Source organism: Lentzea sp. NPDC037011, from assembly GCF_055607425.1.
Window position 1 is genome coordinate 1 of record NZ_JBVJRT010000002.1, and the last position, 13,876, is coordinate 13,876.

General features: G+C 70.4%; 13 protein-coding genes. 8 read left to right on the forward strand and 5 right to left on the reverse strand.

The features are described from left to right. The 5 genes from ACZ7CH_RS04995 to ACZ7CH_RS05015 all read right to left on the reverse strand — a co-directional run. Positions 1-535, reverse strand: a 535-nt coding sequence (locus ACZ7CH_RS04995; RefSeq protein WP_470373189.1) for a methylmalonyl-CoA mutase family protein, incomplete at its 3' end; no start/stop codon positions are given. Continuing rightward, positions 532-2,196 carry a methylmalonyl-CoA mutase family protein gene (locus ACZ7CH_RS05000; RefSeq protein ID WP_470373190.1) on the reverse strand — a complete coding sequence of 555 codons (1,665 nt, stop codon included), beginning with the start codon at positions 2,194-2,196 and terminating at the stop codon, positions 532-534. The genes ACZ7CH_RS05000 and ACZ7CH_RS04995, both read right to left, overlap by 4 nt. A gap of 320 nt (positions 2,197-2,516) precedes the next feature. Further along, positions 2,517-2,717 (reverse strand): ferredoxin, encoded by a 201-nt coding sequence (locus tag ACZ7CH_RS05005; RefSeq protein WP_360398867.1) that lies wholly within the window; start codon positions 2,715-2,717, stop codon positions 2,517-2,519. Between the two features lie 23 nt (positions 2,718-2,740). Further along, on the reverse strand, positions 2,741-3,982 hold the full coding sequence (locus tag ACZ7CH_RS05010) for a cytochrome P450 (RefSeq protein ID WP_470373191.1): 1,242 nt from the start codon (positions 3,980-3,982) through the stop codon (positions 2,741-2,743). A gap of 28 nt (positions 3,983-4,010) precedes the next feature. Then, positions 4,011-5,252 (reverse strand): cytochrome P450, encoded by a 1,242-nt coding sequence (locus tag ACZ7CH_RS05015; protein ID WP_360398861.1) that lies wholly within the window; start codon positions 5,250-5,252, stop codon positions 4,011-4,013. A gap of 404 nt (positions 5,253-5,656) precedes the next feature. On the opposite strand from ACZ7CH_RS05015, the gene ACZ7CH_RS05020 reads away from it, so the two are divergent. From ACZ7CH_RS05020 to ACZ7CH_RS05055, 8 genes are read left to right on the forward strand one after another with little or no spacing between them, the layout of a single operon-like run. Then, the gene (locus ACZ7CH_RS05020; protein ID WP_470373192.1) at positions 5,657-6,523 is read left to right on the forward strand and encodes a proline iminopeptidase-family hydrolase; all 867 of its coding nucleotides are present in this window, start codon (positions 5,657-5,659) and stop codon (positions 6,521-6,523) included. 3 nt (positions 6,524-6,526) lie between these two features. Continuing rightward, positions 6,527-7,483 (forward strand): ACP S-malonyltransferase, encoded by a 957-nt coding sequence (locus tag ACZ7CH_RS05025; RefSeq protein WP_360398855.1) that lies wholly within the window; start codon positions 6,527-6,529, stop codon positions 7,481-7,483. A 21-nt stretch (positions 7,484-7,504) separates the two neighbouring features. Next, positions 7,505-7,756, forward strand: a complete 252-nt coding sequence (locus ACZ7CH_RS05030) for a phosphopantetheine-binding protein (protein ID WP_360398852.1) — start codon at positions 7,505-7,507, stop codon at positions 7,754-7,756. A gap of 3 nt (positions 7,757-7,759) precedes the next feature. Then, positions 7,760-9,334, forward strand: coding sequence for an AMP-binding protein (locus ACZ7CH_RS05035; RefSeq protein ID WP_458433535.1), 1,575 nt, complete (start codon positions 7,760-7,762; stop codon positions 9,332-9,334). A gap of 32 nt (positions 9,335-9,366) precedes the next feature. Then, positions 9,367-10,893, forward strand: a complete 1,527-nt coding sequence (locus ACZ7CH_RS05040; RefSeq protein ID WP_360398846.1) for an AMP-binding protein — start codon at positions 9,367-9,369, stop codon at positions 10,891-10,893. Beyond that, positions 10,890-12,122, forward strand: a complete 1,233-nt coding sequence (locus ACZ7CH_RS05045; protein WP_360398843.1) for a type III PLP-dependent enzyme domain-containing protein — start codon at positions 10,890-10,892, stop codon at positions 12,120-12,122. Before ACZ7CH_RS05040 ends, ACZ7CH_RS05045 begins: the two co-directional genes overlap by 4 nt. Further along, on the forward strand, positions 12,122-12,604 hold the full coding sequence (locus ACZ7CH_RS05050) for a cobalamin B12-binding domain-containing protein (RefSeq protein ID WP_360398840.1): 483 nt from the start codon (positions 12,122-12,124) through the stop codon (positions 12,602-12,604). Before ACZ7CH_RS05045 ends, ACZ7CH_RS05050 begins: the two co-directional genes overlap by 1 nt. Then, on the forward strand, positions 12,601-13,866 hold the full coding sequence (locus ACZ7CH_RS05055) for a methylaspartate mutase (RefSeq protein ID WP_360398837.1): 1,266 nt from the start codon (positions 12,601-12,603) through the stop codon (positions 13,864-13,866). The genes ACZ7CH_RS05050 and ACZ7CH_RS05055 overlap by 4 nt, the downstream gene beginning before the upstream one ends. The last annotated feature ends 10 nt before the right edge of the window (positions 13,867-13,876 follow it).

A 13,876-nucleotide genomic window follows, 5' to 3' on the forward strand; every position in this document is an offset into this window, starting at 1 on the left:
GCTGCTCCGGCCGCACCCCCTGCTCTTCCGCGGCCACCACGAACAGCGCCAGGATCGGCAGCACCGCGCCGTTCATCGTCATCGACACCGACATCTTGTCGAGCGGGATGCCGTCGAACAGGGTGCGCATGTCGTAGATCGAGTCGATCGCGACACCGGCCATGCCGACGTCACCGGCCACCCGCGGGTGATCCGAGTCGTACCCGCGGTGCGTGGCCAGGTCGAACGCGACCGACAAACCCTTCTGACCGGCCGCGAGGTTGCGCCGGTAGAAGGCGTTCGACTCCTCCGCCGTCGAGAACCCCGCGTACTGGCGCACGGTCCACGGCTGGTTGACATACATCGTCGGGTACGGGCCGCGCAGGAACGGCGCGACACCGGGATAGGTCTGCAGGAAGTCGAGACCGTCTACATCGGATCTGTCGTAGACCGGCTTGACCGCGATGCCCTCCGGTGTCTCCCATGCAGGCAAGTCGGTCTCGTACTTCGCCGACGGGAGCGAGCCGAGGTCGACGTCCGCGAAGCTGGGGATCATCGCTGCACTCCCAGGAGCTCGTAGGTGCTGTTCAGGATCTCCAGCGCCGGGCAGCCCGCGAAGACCAATCCGTCCACGTCCGCGTCGGTCTTCTTGCCCGCCAGGAGCACCCGCTCGGCACCGGCCGCACGCAGGGCCTCGACGGTCCGCCCGGCCTGGTCGGCGTAGCTGCTGTCGCTGCCGCACAGGACGGCGATCCTGGCACCGGAGGCCGTGAACCTGTCCGCGACCTCGGCCGGTGTGGTGGTCGGACCCGCGTCGGGGGTGGCGAAACCGCCGGCGTTGAAGAGGTTGGCGGCGAAGATGGCCCTGGCGGTGTGGGCCGCGACCGGGCCGAGGGTGGCGAGGAAGACCACGGGGCGTTCGGGCTGGGCGTCGGCGAGGTCGCGCAGCTCCTCGAAGGCCTGTGCATAACGCACCCGCGGCAACTCACCGTCCGGCAGCGGCGCCGGTTCGCGGACCACGGGCTTCTCGGCCAGGTTCGGGAACTCGCTGACGCCCGTGATCGGGTCGCACCGGTTCGCGAGCCGAGCTGACCGCGCCTCCCACGTGGCGGCGATCCGCGACGCGACCAGTTCCCCCGCCTCACCGATACCGCCGGCGCGTTCGAGCTCCTGGAACCACGCCCACGCCGCCACCGCAAGCGACTCGGTCAGCTGCTCCACGTACCAGGACCCCGCCGCCGGGTCGATCACCGCGCCGAGGTGCGACTCCTCCAACAGCAGGTTCTGCGTGTTGCGCGCGACCCGGCGCGCGAACTCGTCCGGCAGCCCGATCGCCGCGTCGAACGGCTGCACCGTCACCGCATCGGCACCGCCCAGACCGGCCGCCAGGGTGGCGACGGTGGTGCGCAGCATGTTCACCCACGGATCACGGCGCGTCATCATCGCCGACGACGTCACCGCGTGCTGCACCTGCGGCACGTCCACGCCCGACACCTCAGCCACCCGCGCCCACAACCGGCGCGCCGCACGCAGCTTCGCGATCGTCGCGAACTGGTCCGCCGTGGCCGCGAAACGGAACTCCAACTGCGCGAACGCCGACTCGACCGACAGACCACCGGAAACCAGAGCACGCAGGTAGGACACAGCCAGGGCCAGCGACGCACCCAGCTCCTCCGAGTCCGACCCGCCCGCGTCGTGGAACGGCAACGCGTCCACCACGACCGTCCGCAGACCGGGGAACGTGCGGGAAACCCGCGTGATCAAGTCGAGTGCGTCGCCGGTCGGCCTGAGCGCGAGGTTTCCGCGGACGGACTCCGGAGCGATCCGGCCCCACAGCCGCAGCATGGCGACGGCCACCTCCGGCGAGCCGTCCAGCACGATCGGCGCCAGGTCCAGGTGGACGTCCGCCAGCACGGTCTCGAGGGAATCGGCCGGTACGGACAGCCACAACGACGTGACGCCGCCCTCGAGGTCGTTCAGCACGGCGATCGGGTCCGGCACGGAGTGCCGCTGGCGGATGTCCCAGCCCTGCTTCACCGGTGCCAGGCAGGGAAAGCTCGCCGGTGCGTCGGTGTAGAGAGGCTGAACGTCGATGCCGTCGGGCGTGCGGGTGATCAGTGAGTCGAAGTCCGCTCCCGACTTGCGGAGCACGGCGTCGACCAGATCGCGCCACTGTCCGTACGACGCTGCTGGGAACTCTGCTGCCAGCTCCATCATGTGTCGAGTCTTTCCACGACTACGGGCTTCGACAACCCCTATCCCACAACGCTTAGGGGGTGCCGGGGCCGGTCAGCGCGAGCGGCGTGCGGTGCAGGAGAACCGAGTCCCCACGGCTTTTGCCGAGATCACGTCCGTATGTCCATTGTGGACTCAATGAACGCACGTTCGCCGCGATGCACAAAGCCGCCGCGCCACACCTGCAGGTGAGCGGCGGCGGGGTGGTCACCGCCTCCGGTGCGGGCAGGAGCGCGGGAACCGTGCAACCGGCCGTTCGAGTGGCTGGGGCAACCACTCGAACAGCGCTCGGCCGCCAGACTTCAGACGCTCGCGGTGTTCAGGACGATCGTGCGCGCCGGACACAGGTCCGCCGCCTGGTGGACCGAGTCGTGCAGGTCCTCGGCGGGGTGGTCCTGGAGCACGACGACCAGACCGTTGTCGTCCTGGTCGAACACCTCGGGGCTGACCATGGCGCACTGACCCGCGCCCACGCAGCGGGCACTGTCGGTGGTGACGTGCATCAGGGTGCTCCTCTTGCCGTTCCTCACCAGGTGACGGGAAGTTCGTAGACGCCGTAGACCATCGCGTCGTCCTTGTAGCGCAGCTGGTCGGCGGGTACGGCCAGTTTCAGCCCGGGGATCCGCTGGAGCAGCGTTCCGTAGACGACCTCGAGCTCGACGCGGGCGAGGTTGGCGCCGATGCACTGGTGGATGCCGAAACCGAAGGCCAGGTGGCTGCGGGCCTCTTTGCGGTGGAGGTCGATCACGCTGGGGTCGGGGAACACCGACGCGTCGTGGTTCGCGGCGCCGTTCAGGGCGAGGATGCCGTCGCCGGCCGGGATGGTCACGCCGCCGACCTCGATGTCCTCCAGCGCGACCCTGGCGGTGCCGGAGTCGGAGATCGAGAACGTGCGCAGCAGCTCCTCGATCGCGCCGGGCAGCAGGGACGGGTCAGCGCGCAGCTCCTCGGACAGCCCGGGGTGCTCCAGCAGCGCCAGCACGCCCAGGGAGATCATGTTCGCCGTCGTCTCGTGCCCGCCGACGAGCATCAGCCGGGCCATCGTGACCACGTCGAGGTGGTCGGCGACCTGCTCCACCCGGTTCTTCTCCAGGAACCGGCTGATCAGGTCGTCGCCGGGCTCCTTCTCCTTGGCGGTGACCAGCCCGTCGAGGTAGGCGTCCAACGCCTGCACGGCCGCGCCGTACTCGGCCGGGCTCAGCTCGTGGTTCATCATGGCCGCCGACCACTCCTCGAACTGCGCGTGGTCGGCGTAGGGCACGCCGAGCAGTTCGCAGATCACCAGTGACGGCACCGGCAGCGCGAGTGCCGTGACCAGGTCCGCGGGACCGCCTGCCGCGAGCATCGCGTCGATCCGCTCGTCCACGATCTGCTGGATGCGCGGGCGCATCTCACGGACGCGCCGGGCGGTGAACTCGGGGATCAGCATCCGTCGCTGCGCGGTGTGGTCCGGCGGGTCCATCGACAGCATCATCAGCCGCACCTGTGCCAGCAGCTCCGGTGGGATGTGGAACTGGTGCGGGTAGCCGGGCAGCTTGAGGTTCGAGCTGACGCGCGGGTCGCCGAGGACCTGCTTGACGTCGGCGTGCCGGGTGACCAACCACGCGGGTCGTCCGGTGACCTTCACCGTCGCCCGTGAGACGGGTTCACGTTCCCGCAGCTCCGAGTAGGCGGCCGGCTCCTTGAACGGGCATTCGCGGCGCATCGGGAACTGCGGCAGCTCTGGCTCTGTGCCGACGGTGCCGGGGGACTGGAGCGATTCGGTCATGACTGCCTCTCGGAAGGCGTGGGCGGTCTCAGCAGTGGACGGGCAGCTCGTAGACGCCGTAGACGATGGCGTCGTCCTTGAAGCGCAGTTCTTCCAGTGGTGCGGCCAGGCGCAACCCCGGCACGCGGCGCAGCAGCGTCGAGTACACGATCTCCAGCTCCATGCGGGCGAGGTTCTGCCCGACGCACTGGTGCACCCCGTAGCCGAAGGCGACGTGGCTGCGCGCTTCGCGCCGCACGTCCAGCCGGTCGGGGTCCTCGAAGACGTTCACGTCGCGGTTCGCGGCGTGGTTGAGCGGCAGGATGCCCTCACCGGCGCGGATGGTGACCCCGCCGAGCTCGATGTCCTCCATCGCCACGCGCGCGGTACCCGCGTCGGAAATGGAGAAGTACCGCAGCAGCTCTTCCACCGCGGTCGTCATCAGCTCCGGCTCGGCGCGCAGTGCGGCGAGCTGGTCGGGGTGCTCCAGCAGGGCGAGCACGCCGAGGGCGATCATGTTGGCCGTCGTCTCGTGCCCGGTGATCAGCATGACCTTGGCCATGCTGGAGAGCTCGGAGTGCGTGACCGACGGGGTCTCCCGGTTGAACGCGATCAGCCGGCTGATCATGTCGTCGCCCGGCTCCGACTCCTTGAGCGTGACCAGCTCGTCGACGTAGCGGTCGAGCTCGTAGTGCGCGCGGCCGCGTTCCTCCTCGCTCAGCTCGTGGCTCATGATCGCCCACGCCCAGGCCTCGAAGCGACCGTGGTCGGCGTAGGGCACGCCGAGCAGTTCGCAGATCACCAGCGAGGGCACCGGCAGCGCGAGCACGGACACCAGGTCCACCGGGCCGTCGCCCGCCTTGGCCAGCAGCTCGTCCACCCGCTCGTCGACGATCTCCTGCACGCGGGTGCGCAGCTGGCGCATCCTGCGCACGCTGAACTCCGGCGTGAGCATGCGCCGCTGCACGGAGTGCTCCGGCGGGTCCAGCGACAGGAAGGTGTGCGGGACCTGCTGGAGGATCTCGTCGGGCACCGGGACCTGGAGCGGGTAGCCGGGCAGCTTGAGGTTCGAGCTCACCCTCGAGTCCGACAGCAGCTTCTTGTACAGGTCGTGGCGGGTCACCAGCCAGGTGTGCTTGCCGTTGACCTTCAGCTTCGCCTTGGAGACGGGCTCGGTCTCGCGCAGTCGCGCGTACTCGGCGGGCGGGCTGAACGGACAGGCCCTGCGCATCGGGAAGTCCGGGAGATCGGAGTCGCCGACCGGTGCGGAGGGGGAGTCGGGGGTAGCCATGGGCAGTCCTCGTCGCTGGGGTAGACGGACGGGATGGCAGCGGTGCACGCCACTGTCCGCAACCTAGGGAGAGGGGGAGAGCGCTCCCACCCCTAATCGCCCCTAGAAACCGCTGTCCGTAGTGAGACGCTTTCGGTTGTGCCGTGCGAGCTTTCCGTTGTGAGCGTTCTCATTTCTGAAGCGAACCACACAGGGGACGCACCTCACGGAGCACCGGAACCCGACCCCGCCGCGTAGGGGCTTTTAGGGGTCGGGGTCGGCGATAGCTTTCGGCTGGAAGTTCGGTCCCCAACGGTCAGCGCGCCATTTTGCCGGTGCCGCGGCCGTTCCAGCGAGTGCTGCCCGAGGAGGTGGTCTTCGTGCCGTTCGGAACCCGTGTCCCCTTGGCCAGCACCAAGGGAACGGTGGCTTTCCGCGACTACCGGACCTGGTACCGCGTGACCGGTGAGCTCGGCGGCGACCGGCCGGCCGTGGTCGCGGTCCACGGTGGACCGGGCAGCACGCACGACTACCTGCTGCCGCTGGCGCGGCTCGCGGACGACGGCTGGCCGGTGGTGCACTACGACCAGCTCGGCAACGGCGGGTCGACGCACCTGCCCGACGCCGATCCGGCGTTCTGGACGGTCGAGCTCTTCCTGGAGGAGCTGGACAACCTGCTGACCGGCCTCGGGATCGCCGACAATTACGTCCTCTTCGGACAGTCGTGGGGCGGTCCGCTGTGCGCGAAGCACGCCGCGGCCGGCCCGGCAGGGCTGCGCGGGCTGGTGGTGGCCAACGCGCCGGCCTCGTACCCGATCTGGTTGCAGGAGATGGCGCGCCTGCGTGCCGACCTGCCGAGGGAGACCCAGGAAGCGTTGCTGCGCCACGAGGCGGCCGGTACCTACGACGACCGGGAGTACCTCGCCGCGATGCGGGTCTTCTACGACCGGCACGTCTGCCGCGCCCGGCCGTGGCCGCGCGACTTCGTCTCCTCGTACATGGAGATCTACAACGACCCCACCGTCTACTACGCGATGAACGGGCCGAACGAGTTCCACGTGATCGGCTCGCTCAAGGACTTCTCGGTCATCGACGACCTCCCCGCGATCGACACCCCGACGCTGCTGCTCAGCGGCCGCTACGACGAGGCGACGCCGACCGTGATGCGGCCCTACGAGGAGCACGTCAAGGGCGCGCGCTGGGAGATCTTCGAGAACTCCGCGCACCTTCCGCACCTCGAAGAGCCCGAGCTCTTCCACGAGGTGCTCGTCGACTTCCTCAAGGGGCTCTGAACGGTGGGCGCGCCCAGTGGCGGCGGTGGGTTCACCACGGCGATGGTCTTCCCCGGCATGGGACCGGTGCCGTTCCGCGACATCGGCCGGTTCATGGTGGCCAACCCGTTCGCGCGGGAACTGGTCGCCGTGGCCGACGACGTGCTCGGCTACTCGCTGGTGGACTCGCTGCGCGAGGACCCCGGCGACTACACCGAGGCCGCGCAGGTGGCGTTCTTCGTGAACTGCCTCGCCTGCGCGCGGTGGGCAGAGGCGGACCTCGGCGTGACACCGGACGTGGTGACGGGACCCAGTTTCGGCGAGAAGGCGGTGCTCGCCTACACCGGCGTGCTCGAACTGCCTGACGCGGTGCGGCTCACCGCCGACATCGCCCGGTGCCTCGACGAGTACTTCGCCGAGGAGCACACCGATGTCGTCACGCTGTCCTTCGTCCGCGCCCCCATGGCGAAGATCGAGCCGATCTTCGCCGAGCTCACCGAACGCGGCGAGTGGCACGAGATCTCCTGCTACGTCGACGACGGGTTCTTCATGGTGTCGATCGCGGAGAGCGAGGTCGAGTGGCTGGCGGCACGGGTGCGCGGGATCGGCGGGATGCCGCTCTACACGATGCGGCCGCCGATGCACGCCTCACTCTTCCGCGGGCTGCGCGACAAGGCCGAGCGCGAGGTCGTCTCGCGCTACCGGTTCGCCGACCCCTCGCTGCCCGTCGTGGCCGACCAGGACGGCTCGCTGCTGCACACCGGTGAGCAGCTGCGCACGATGCTGCTCGACGGGTTCGACCACCCGATGAACTGGCCGAGCGTGACGGACGCGCTGCGCGACTCCGGCGTGCGGCGGCTGTGCGTCGCCGGGCCGGACAGCCTGTTCGGCCGCGTTCCGTGCGCGGCGGAGCGGTTCGACGTCGTCGCCGCCCAGCCGCGGCTCGCGATGACACCCCGGCGCCGCGTGCTCGCGGCCTGAGCCAGACAGATGGAGGAAACCATGTGGAACGATGACTTCGAGGACCTGGTCCGCGGCTTTCTGCCGTTCCTTCCCGACACCGAGGACCTGGCACCGGAGGCCGACCTCAAGGAGCTCGGCCTCGACTCGCTGAACGCGGTGCACCTGCTCAGCGTTCTGGAGAACGCCTACCGCGTCCGCTTCGACGACAGCGCGCTGAGCATGGAGACCTTCCGCACGGCGGGCATGCTGTGGTCGACCGTGGAGCGCACACTCGACCACGCGGCGCGCTGAGCCATGACGGCGAACCTGGTCCAGATCACCGACAGCACCCTGGCGGGACGGTTCTCCCGCGGCCTCGCCCTGTCACCGGAGCGGCCGGCCGTGCGCGCGGACGGGGGCGTGACGACCTTCCGCGAGCTGCACGAGCGGGCACTGCTGCTCGCCGGCTCCGCACTCGCCGGCCTCGCCGAGGACACCCGGACGCTCGGGGTGCTGGTGGGCAAGGGAACCTCGGCCTACGCGACCCTGCTCGCGGGATTCTACAGTGGACTGACCGTGGTGCCGCTGCAGCCCGCGTTCCCCGCGGCGCGCACCCGGCAGATGATCGAGGCGGCCGGTGTGCAGGCACTTCTCGCCGACGACGACTCCCTGCCCGCGCTGCGCGCGCTGGCGGACGAGGGGGTCGAGCTGCCGACGTTGTTCGCGCCGGGCGGCCACCCGGCGCCGGGTCTGCGGATCGACCCCGGCAGCGCGTTGACGGCCCCGATGCCGACACGTCCGCACGACGTCGCGTACGTGCTGTTCACCTCGGGGTCCACGGGACGTCCCAAGGGCGTCCCGGTCACGCACGCCAACACGGCGCACTACTTCGCCTTGCAGGACAAGCGCTACGACTTCGGTCCCGAGGACGTCTTCTCGCAGACCTTCGACCTCAACTTCGACTGCGCGATGTTCGACCTGTTCTGCGCCTGGGGTGCGGGCGCGCCGGTGGTTCCGCTGCCGCCCCAAGCCTACGCGCGGCTCCCCGAGTTCTTGAGCGAGCACGGCATCACGGTGTGGTTCTCCACGCCGAGCGCGATCTCCCTGGTGCGCAAGACCGGCGGTCTCCAGGCGGGGTCCCTCAGCACCCTGCGCTGGAGCTTCTTCGCCGGTGAGGCGCTGCACGACGTCGACGCCGCCGACTGGGCGCAGGCCGCGTCCAGGTCCACCCTGGAGAACCTCTACGGGCCCACCGAGCTGACGATCACCGTCAGCGCCTACCGCTGGTGCGACGAGGAACGGCGGCACCACGTCGTGCCCATCGGCGAGCTCCACGAAGGTCACGACCTGGTGCTGCTGGACGACAACGGCAGGCCGAGCCGGACCGGGGAAGGCGAGCTGTGCGTCGCGGGCCCGCAGCTGACCGCGGGCTACCTCGACCCGGCCGACGACGTGAACCGCTTCCTGGTGCACGAGGGAAAGCGCTTCTACCGCACCGGCGACCGCGTGCGGCTCGCCACCGACGGCGCGGGGCTGCTGTACCTGGGCCGCAGGGACTCCCAGGTGCAGGTGCACGGCATCCGCGTCGAGCTGGCCGAGGTGGACGCGGCGGTCCGGGACTGCGAAGGCGTCGACCAGGCCGTCACGGTGGCGCTGGAGATGGAGGGCACGGTCGAGCTGGCCGTGTTCCACACCGGGGAACCGCTCTCGCCCGCGCGGCTCGCGCGGCACCTGCGCGACCGGCTGCCCTCCGGCGTCGTGCCGCGGGCCTACTACCACATCGACGCGTTCCCGTTGAACAGCAACCGCAAGATCGACCGCTCGAAGCTCACCTCCGAGGCGAGCGGGGCCGCGGTCAGAGGCCGGCCCCGCCCTCGCGGCGGCCGGTGACCGGGAACCAGCACGAAAGGCCCGAGCCACAAGTGAACTCCACCCAGACCACCGGGGCCCGCACCGGCGCCCTGGTCCACGACCTGCTCGACGAAGCCCTCGCCGGCCACCCCGACTCCTTCGCGATCAGCGACTCCGCCGGCCGGTGGACCTACCAGGAGCTGGCCGGCCACAGCCACGCCGTCGACGCCTGGCTGGCCCTCTCCGGCATCGGCCGCGGCGACCGCGTGCTGGTCCAGCTGCCGAGCAACCGCGAACTGGCGGCCCTGCTGTACGGCACGTCGCGCTGCGGCGCGGTGCTGGTGCCGGTCAACACCGGGATGAAGGACTTCCACCTCCGCGCGGTGGTGCAGAACGCCGAACCGGCGCTCATCATCGTGCCCGACGAGGCGGTGGACCGCGTCGCCGCGTTCTCCGGCGGCGTGGCCGTGCGCGGCTTCTCCGGTGTGTGGGCCGAGATCGAGGACCTGTACCGGATGAAGGCGCGGGGCGCCGGCACCGACGTGCACCCCGACGACGTCGCCGTGCTCGTCTACACCTCGGGCTCGACCGCGGCGCCCAAGGCGGTGATCTGCCCGCACCGGCAGATGGTGTTCGTCACCGGGGCGATCAACGCCGAGCTCGGCTACCGGCCCGACGACGTGGTCTTCTGCCGGTTCCCCATCTCCTGGGACTACGGGCTCTACAAGGTGCTGCTCACCGCAGCCGGCCACAGCGAGCTGGTGCTCGCCGACGGCGAGTCGGACCTGCTGCTGCTGAGCCGGATCGTGGACACCGGCGCGACCGTCGTGCCGATCGTGCCCTCGCTGGCCACCATGATCAGCACGCTCGCGGAGCGCGGTGTCCCGGAGGGTGCGCGGGTGCGGATGTTCACCAACACCGGTGCCGCGCTGCCGAAGCCCACCGCCGACGCGTTGCGCGCGGCCTTCCCCGGCGCCGAGGTGATCATCCAGTTCGGACAGACCGAGTGCAAGCGGGTGTCCGTGCTGCCGCCGGAGCTCGCCGGCAGCAAGCCGGACTCGGTGGGCAGGCCACTGCCCGGCACCCGCGCCTTCGTCGTGGACGAGCACGGTGAGCCGTTGCCGCCGGGAGAGATCGGGGAGATCGTGGTCGAAGGACCGCACGTGATGCCGGGCTACTGGCGCGCCCCCGAGCAGACCGCGCGTTCCTTCCGCGTCGGGTCCGATGGCGGGCTTCGGTTGCACACCGGCGATTTCGGTCGTGTGGACGAGGACGGGTTCCTCTACTACGAGGGCCGCCGCGACGACATGTTCAAGCACAAGGGCGTGCGCATGAGCACGACCGAGCTGGAGGCCGCGGCCGCCGACGTGCCCGGTGTGCGCGCGGCAGCCGCGGTGCCGCCCGAGGACGGCCGTGCGCTCGCCGTGTTCGTGGAGGGCGACATCGAACCGCACGCACTGCTGCGGGAGCTCGCGCGCCGGCTCGAACCCGCGAAGGTGCCCTCGGTGGCGAGGATCGTCGAAGAACTGCCGCTGACCCAGCACGGCAAGTACGACAGGGCCCGCCTCACCAAGCTCCTGGAAGGAGTCGCACCGTGACCGGCTACCGGGAGATCGCGGACCGCTTCGGCACGCCTGCCTTCGTCTACGACCTCGACCGCGTCGTGGCGGCCAGGGACGACCTGCTCGCGGCGTTGCCCGAGCAGGTGGTGCTGTACTACGCGGCGAAGGCCAACCCCCACCCCGAGCTGCTGCGCGAGCTCCGTTCCGGCGAACGCGGCGTCCGCGCGGAGATCAGCTCGACCGGCGAGCTGGACGCGGTGCTGCGCGCCGGTTTCCGCGGTGACGAGGTGCTCTACACCGGCCCCGGCAAGACGGCGGGCGAACTCGCCACGGCGATCGCGCACGGCGTGCGGCTGTTCTCGGTCGAGTCGATCGGGGACCTGCGCCGCGTCGGCGCGGTGGCGCTGGAGGCGGGCACGACCGCGGACTGCCTCCTGCGCGTCAACAACGCCACGGGGGCCGCGGCGACGAGCATCCGGATGACCGGTGTGCCGTCGCAGTTCGGGTTCGACAGCGAGACGCTGGCCGACCTCGCCCCGGCTCTGCGCGAGGTGCCGGGGACGACCATCGCCGGGCTGCACTTCTTCCCGTTGAGCAACACCCAGGACGAGGACAGCCTCATCGCGGAGTTCCAGCACACCATCACCAGCGCCGCACGGCTGCAGGACGTTCTCGGTGTCCGGTTCCGCTTGGTCGACATCGGCGGTGGTTTCGCCGCGCCGTACGCCGTGCAGGGCCACCGCCCTGTCTACGAGTACCTGGGCAAGGCCATGTCGGAGGCGCTCGACGAGCACTTCCCCGGCTGGCGGGACGGCGCGCCGCGGATCGCCTGCGAGTCGGGCCGGTACCTCGTCGCGGACAGCGGCACGCTGCTGACCTCGGTCGTCAACGTCAAGCACAGCAGGGGACAGCGCTACCTGGTCCTCGACGCGGGGATCAACACCTTCGGCGGCATGTCCGGGCTCGGGCGGATCATGCCGATCTCCGTCGAGCCGCACGAGGCCGTCGCCGAGGGCGCCGGCGCGCACCTCGCCGGTCCGCTGTGCACCCCCGGCGACCTGCTCGGCAGGGGGGTCCGGCTGCCCGACCTGGAGCCCGGTGAACTGCTGACCGTGCCCAACGCCGGGTCCTACGGCCCAACCGCGAGCCTGCTGATGTTCCTCGGCAGGCCCGCGCCCACCGAAGTCGTCGTCCGCGGTGCCGATGTCGTCTCCGCCTCCCGCATCGAGCACTCACGAGCATATGAACACGGAGAGGCACTCTGATGACCATTTCTTCGCCGCAGCGCGACAACGTCGATCTCCTTCCCGGCGACGCGGGCGACCAGCCCGTGCTCGTGGCGGGCGGTACGTCGGACTCGCACACCTGGAACCTCGTCTACCTGCAGCTGTTGATCGAGGAGCACGGCAGGCGGGTGGTCAACCTCGGCCCGTGCGTGCCGGAGGACCTGCTCGTCGAAGAGGCGGTGGCGGAGCAGCCCGCGCTCGTGGTCGTGAGCAGCGTCAACGGCCACGGCTTCCACGACGGCATCCGGATGGTCACACGACTGCGCGCGCGGCAGGAGCTCGCCGACGTCCCCGCGGTGATCGGGGGCAAGCTCGGCATCACCGGCAGCTCGTCCGCGGAACAGGTCGCCGAGCTGAAGGCGGCGGGCTACGACGCGGTGTTCGCCGACGGCGTGGACAGCGGGGGCATCGACGAGTTCAGCCGCCTGCTGTTCGAACTGCCCCAGCGGCTGCGGGTATGACCCGCGCGAGAACCGGTTTCGGCGCCTTCGTCCGCGAGGCGCACGAGCGCGGCAGGCTCGTCGTGCAACCGCGCATGGGGATGAGCGATCCCGAGCGGATGCGCGCGGGCCTGCGGGCCACCAGGAAGGCCGACGCGACCACGGTCGGCACCCTGACCATCGACAGCTACACGCGCGTCGGTGATCTGGAGTCGGCCCGCCTGGCCCTGCTCGAAGGGGCCGCGCTCAACGGCTACCCGATCGTGAGCCACGAACGCCGGACCACCGAGGCGGTGCTCGACGGCGTCTGCGGACCGGACTTCCCGGTCCAGGTGCGGCACGGTTCGGCGGCACCGGAGGACATCATCCGCGCTCTGCTCGAGGTCGGGCTGGACGCTTCGGAGGGCGGGCCGATCTCCTACTGCCTGCCCTACGGGCGGGTGTCGCTGCGGGAGTCCGTGGCGCACTGGACGGCGGCGTCCGAGCTGATGGCGGCCGCGCGCGGGCCGGGCGTGGAACCGCACCTCGAGACGTTCGGCGGGTGCATGCTCGGGCAGCTGTGCCCGCCGAGCCTGCTCGTCGCGATCAGCGTGCTGGAAGCGGTGTTCTTCCGGCGGCTGGGCATACGCAGCATCTCGGTCAGCTATGCGCAGCAGACGAACGAGGCGCAGGACGCCGAAGCCGTCGCCGCGTTGCGCGCGCTGTGCTCGATGCTCCTGCCGGACGTCGACTGGCACGTCGTCATCTACGCCTACATGGGAGTGTTCCCGGAGACCGAGGACGGCGCGCGTGCGTTGCTCGGCGCGGCGGCAGGGCTGGCGTCGCGCACGGGGTCGGAGCGGATCATCGTCAAGACGGTCGCGGAGTCGCAACGCATCCCGTCGATCGAGGAGAACGTGGCCGCCCTGGAGCTGGCCTCCGACGTCGCCGCCCGCACGCCGTACGCGCCGGCCCCGCTGGAGGGCAACGCCGTCCACGCCGAAGCCCGCGCACTGGTGGAGGCCGTGCTGGCGTTGAACGACGACCTCGGCCAGGCGTTCCTGACGGCGTTCGCGACGGGCCTGCTCGACGTGCCGTACTGCCTGCACCCGGACAACGCGGGGGAGAGCAGGAGCTACATCGACACCGATGGCAGCCTGCGCTGGTCGCGGATCGGGCGGATGCCGTTGCGCGGTATCGCCGAGAGCCGCGCGGCGCGCGGACTCACGTCGTCGGAACTGCTGCGGTCGCTGTCCTTCGTGCGCCGCAGCTACGACGGCATGGCCGCCGCCGGTGTGTCTTAGGGGCTTTTAA